Source organism: Coleofasciculus sp. G2-EDA-02, assembly GCF_040226375.1.
Classification (GTDB): Bacteria; Cyanobacteriota; Cyanobacteriia; order Cyanobacteriales; family Coleofasciculaceae; genus Coleofasciculus.
This window is the reverse complement of record NZ_JAVKEW010000134.1, coordinates 1-4990: the sequence shown is the minus strand read 5'-3', so window position 1 is coordinate 4990 and position 4990 is coordinate 1. Positions and strand designations below refer to the sequence as shown.

The window sequence follows — 4990 nt, the reverse complement described above, 5'->3', positions numbered from 1 at the left end:
CCGCCCACCCGAGCCTACTTGTGTCCCTAAACCCGCCCCTACAATTGTCCCTAAACCCGCCCCTACAATTGTCCCTAAACCCGCCCCTACAGTTAGACAGATGTGCCATATTCGTCTCTAAGGTTATGACTAGAATTGTATGAAAGCTTTTGTCGCTCAAAAAATTATAAGATTATAAAATGGAAAACAGCAACAATTTTACCTTAATCCCCGACGCAGACGCCGTGATGATTCCTCAAGCCCCAGAGGGATTTAAATCTGGCTTTGTGGGTATTATTGGACGCCCGAATGTGGGTAAATCGACGTTAATGAATGAATTGGTGGGACAGAAAATTGCCATCACGTCACCCATCGCCCAAACCACCCGCAACCGCTTACAGGGTATTCTTACCACAGAAAATGCCCAACTGATTTTTGTGGATACGCCAGGAATCCACAAGCCTCATCATCAATTGGGGAAAGTGTTGGTACAAAATGCTAAGATTGCGATTGAAGCGGTGGATGTGGTGCTGTTTGTGGTGGATGGAGCGACACCAGCAGGAGGAGGCGATCGCTACATTAGTAATCTACTCACTCAAACCTCAACACCTGTAATTCTAGGTATTAACAAATCGGATTTACAATCGCCAGGGAAAGACTTAGATGAAGGGTATCATCAACTGGCAGATCCCCACAATTGGCAGGTGATAAAATTCTCTGCCCTGACGGGTGACGGGTTGGCATCCTTGCCGCAACAGTTAATTGATCGACTAGAACCAGGTCCTTATTATTATCCGCCGAATTTAGTCACCGATCAACCCGAACGTTTTATTATGGGAGAATTAATTCGAGAGCAAATTCTGCTGTTGACTCGCCAGGAAGTTCCCCATTCCGTTGCGATTACGATTGATGTCGTTGAAGAAGAACCTAAAATTACCCGCATCCTCGCCACGATTCACGTTGAACGAGAGTCGCAAAAAGGAATTTTAATTGGGAAAAAGGGCAGTATGCTGAAAACTGTTGGTTCGGAGGCGCGTCAGCAAATCCAAAAGTTAATTGCCGGTAAAGTTTATCTAGAATTATTTGTCAAAGTGCAACCTAAATGGCGACAATCTCGTCTGAGATTAGCAGAGTTGGGGTATCGGTTGGAGGAATAGTTATTCGTTTATGTCATTTGTCAAGGAACAGGGAACGGGTAGAGTTCTGAGTTATAGCCGTCGTCATCAAGTTTAAGCTATAATTATTATCACAAAGGTTGATATACGTCAACTCCGGAGCGGTAAATTCACCTGTTCTGAAGCAGGATAACTTTTCTAACTCTTATGGGTTCAGGGTAAGGCGGGAATGGTTTCAGACTCGGCATTCTGCAACAGTATCTTAAGGAGAGCGATCGCGATGAAATTTACAATTGTTATACTGACTACAGTTGTTACCACAATTGGCATAGCGGGTCAAGGAATGGCTCAAGCTAGAACGCCGTCTCAAGAATTTTTCGAGCAGGGATGGCAGCAATTAGAGCGAGAAATTCGCACTCTCCAGGATGAAAATCCGGAAGCGGAGGAGAACCTGCCACGACAATCGGGAGGGAAGCCGATACTGGATGTAAATCCAACGGCTGAGAGTGAACCTCGCCCAGAGATTGAGGGTATTGAGCAACCTAATTCTCAGCCTGATCAGGTAGATGAGACGCCTGTTAACTAGAGTTATGTATTCATGTAGAGAGGTAGTATGTTACGTCTCTACATACTTAAGGCGTACCACCTAATTTAGCTGCCAATTCTCCTTTAATCCGATTGAGAATGGAGGTTTCATCCAACGACGCCAGAATGCGACTAACTACAGTTTTAGGTGCATCTTCTCCCCAAGAGGCGCCATTGGCTAAATAAACTTTTGTCACTTGTCCAATTGCATAAGTAGAAACACCTGCGACACCCGCCTGAGTCATGGCGACAGACAGATAAGGCGCTAAGGTAACCCCCCCGGTAGCGGGTGCAGATAGCCCTAACAATCCCTTAATACTACTTAATCCCAATGTCGCTAACAGTTCACTCGCACCAATTCCCCCCATACTCAAGGCGATTTTCTGAAGCAATCCCACAGCACCTTGCTGGGTCATGGAGATACCGTAGAGGCGAGATAATGCTAGAATCATCACCACGTCTACAACCGTTGCTGTGAGTAGATCCAGAACCGTAACTGGATTGAGTGCGATCGCGACGGCTTTGGTCATCACGGCTTTCCAGATCATCTGATTGGCACTTTCTTCCCGAATCTCCATTTTCCGTTGCACCAGTTGTTCATTCACCTCACCCGCGTACATCATCGAATTTAAGGCGACTAAGGATTTACCCTCCCGGTGCAAAATTTCTAGTATTTTCAGCTTTAATTCTTCAATCTGGGGGGTTCCCAGACGCCGTTGAATCGTGCGGCTACCATCAGCACGACGCACAGCTACCGCTTCTAAAGGTGCAGCCGCCACCCGGACAATCTCGGCGGGAGACAACAACTGTTTCACCCGTTCATCGCGTATTTTACGATAAATCGCCTCGCGATCGGCTTCGGGATATTGGTCAATTTTATTAAAGACGAGTAGCATTGGCTTACCGCTATCTCGTAATTGAGACAGGGCTTCATATTCGACTTTGGTAATATCCCCAGCGATAATAAATAGAATCAGATCTGCTTGTCTGGCAACAGTTACCGCTAACGCCTCACGGGTTTCCCCATTGACTTCATCAATCCCTGGCGTATCAATAAACTGGATTTGGGATTCCCCAATACTAGGTAACGCCACGCGCAGGATTTCGTGAGCACTGTTTGCCAAGGTTTCCTGACTTAATTGCCAATTGGCGGTTTGAGCATTCTGAGTCACCCCATGTAGCGCCCCAGTTTCAAACACAGGTTGTCCTAATAACGCATTCAGTACCGAGGATTTGCCCCGTCCTACCATACCAAAGGCAGCGATTTGCACACAACTATGTTCGAGTTTGTCCAAGAGATTAGCTAAATCCCCAATTTCCGACTCTAACCCCGTTTGTTCTTGGGGGGTTAAGTCGAGATTGCGAACTAACTCACGTAAGGAGTCTTGGGCGCGTTTGTAGTGGAGTTCCCCCTGAACCGCGTCAACACTCCACATCGCCCAATCCCAGTCTTGGTTGGAACCGGGAGAATTGTTCGTCAAAATCATAATGCATCCTCCCCAACAGGAAACCCCGCGTCCCCAGAACGGGGAGGAATGCTCACGCTTCGCTTATGTTCGCCCATTTTTTCCTTTATTGTTTATTTTCTTGTCGTAGAATTGTACTAACACCCCTGGTGGAGACACCCCGCCAAAAGCGGACAGCACCAGGACGGTAAGTAACCAGAAAGTTGGATATCTAACTGACTGGCTAGGCGGCGTTTGACGGTCGCAGCGGGAACGAATACGTTCTGTCGGCAGAATCCCTCGTACTTTAGTCGAGGGACTGTCAAACCTCCTGCGCTAGGGTTGAGTTTACCTCGATCCTAGCGTCCTTGGCTCTATAATAGATGTAATCTAGCTAGAGGAGAGACAAAGTTGGAGTTATTATGAGTGAGTCACAAAGCATCGAAAAACGAAGCAGCTAGAAAAGCATCTTGGAAATGCGATGAATCTTCTCCAATTCAAAATTAACTTTTTAGACTCTAAAACACTCTACATAGTATTGATGTTAACCAACGATAGGATTGCTCAATCTGAGCTTCAGCAATCGGGGTAATTTCAACCTGAAATGCCATAGTTTTGCTGAATGTCTTGGATAAAATCTCCAATAGGGCGAGTTTTTCCGGTATCAACTTCAGCCAAACCTTGCTGGATACCTGCAATTGTTTCTAATTGATCAATCAATTGGCGCAGTTGTTCAGGATTGATTTTTCCGGCTTCCAAAAAAGTAACCAAAACTTGGGCGCGATCGCTCACATCTGGTGGAAGTTCAGCTAGCTGAATTTGTCCGTTCTGATAAACGCCTTCAACTGTTCTTAGCATAGATAGCTTTATGGGTAATGACTCTTTCAATTTTACAACACAGCTATGGTTAAATCCCTGGGGATTTATCAGGGGGATGAAATAGCTGCATTGCATTTAGCCAGACGGCTTGAGTCGGCTACACTTTCGGATTATACTTTCTCAAGTCAGCGCCCAAGGTAGACTATCGGGTTCAACGTCTGTATAGCGAAATCGCGTGATTACTAACAAAATTCCCTCTTTAGCCATCAAAGACGCGATCGCGACTCCCATCCGGCAAATTTTCTATCATATTAATAACCGCTTATCATCAAAAACCCTATGACAGCCATCACCTTAAACTTACGTCCCACCCTCACCCTTACCGATGAACAGTTTGAGCAGATTTGCCGCGCCAATCGAGATTTAAAATTGGAAAGAACTGCACAGGGAGAATTAGTCGTTATGGCATTAACTGGTGGTGATACCGGAAGACGAAATTTACGCTTGACGGGTCAACTGTGGCTCTGGAATCAACAAAGTGGTTTAGGTGAAGGGTTCGACTCGTCTACAGGTTTTCGCTTACCTAATGGTGCTATTCGCTCTCCTGATGCGGCTTGGGTACGATTAGATCGTTGGCAAGCTTTAACCCCAGAACAACGGAAAAAGTTTGTCCCCCTGTGTCCGGATTTTTTAGTAGAGTTACGTTCTTTGAGCGACGAATTAGAAGATATTCAGGCAAAAATGCAAGAGTATCTGGCAAATGGTTTACTATTGGGTTGGTTAATTGATCCCCAGATGCAAAATGTAGAAGTTTATCGCCCTAATCAAGCTGTAGAAACTCTTAATCAGCCGACGACATTATCAGGAGAATCAATTCTGCCTGGATTTGTCTTGGATTTGACCGGAATTTTATCAATGGATAATTAATAATTGATAATTGACAATTGATTAATTGGGTCTAAGACCTCTTCGTTTACGAAGAAATTAAAAAAGATTTTCCTTAATTTCAATCCTCTTCTTTTAAGGAGAGGTCATTATCCATTGTTC

At 45.2% G+C, this 4990-nt stretch carries 5 protein-coding genes; 3 read left to right on the top strand and 2 right to left on the bottom strand.

From position 1 onward, the window contains the following. Positions 1-227 precede the first annotated feature (227 nt). Positions 228-1136: a GTPase Era gene (gene era, locus RLO19_RS15360; RefSeq protein ID WP_446357709.1), complete on the top strand. Its 909-nt coding sequence runs from the start codon at positions 228-230 to the stop codon at positions 1134-1136. 238 nt (positions 1137-1374) lie between these two features. Beyond that, positions 1375-1680 (top strand): hypothetical protein, encoded by a 306-nt coding sequence (locus tag RLO19_RS15355; RefSeq protein ID WP_446357706.1) that lies wholly within the window; start codon positions 1375-1377, stop codon positions 1678-1680. Positions 1681-1726: 46 nt separating this feature from the next. On the opposite strand, the gene RLO19_RS15350 is transcribed toward RLO19_RS15355, so the two are convergent. Together RLO19_RS15350 and RLO19_RS15345 are read right to left on the bottom strand one after the other, a co-directional pair. Further along, complete coding sequence (locus RLO19_RS15350) at positions 1727-3115, bottom strand: GTP-binding protein (protein WP_446357707.1); 1389 nt, start codon at positions 3113-3115, stop codon at positions 1727-1729. Positions 3116-3718: 603 nt separating this feature from the next. Then, positions 3719-3982 carry a hypothetical protein gene (locus tag RLO19_RS15345; protein ID WP_446357704.1) on the bottom strand — a complete coding sequence of 88 codons (264 nt, stop codon included), beginning with the start codon at positions 3980-3982 and terminating at the stop codon, positions 3719-3721. A gap of 300 nt (positions 3983-4282) precedes the next feature. Here RLO19_RS15345 and RLO19_RS15340 point away from each other — a divergent pair, with 300 nt between their 5' ends. Then, the gene (locus RLO19_RS15340) at positions 4283-4870 is read left to right on the top strand and encodes a Uma2 family endonuclease (RefSeq protein ID WP_446357702.1); all 588 of its coding nucleotides are present in this window, start codon (positions 4283-4285) and stop codon (positions 4868-4870) included. Positions 4871-4990 lie beyond the last annotated feature (120 nt).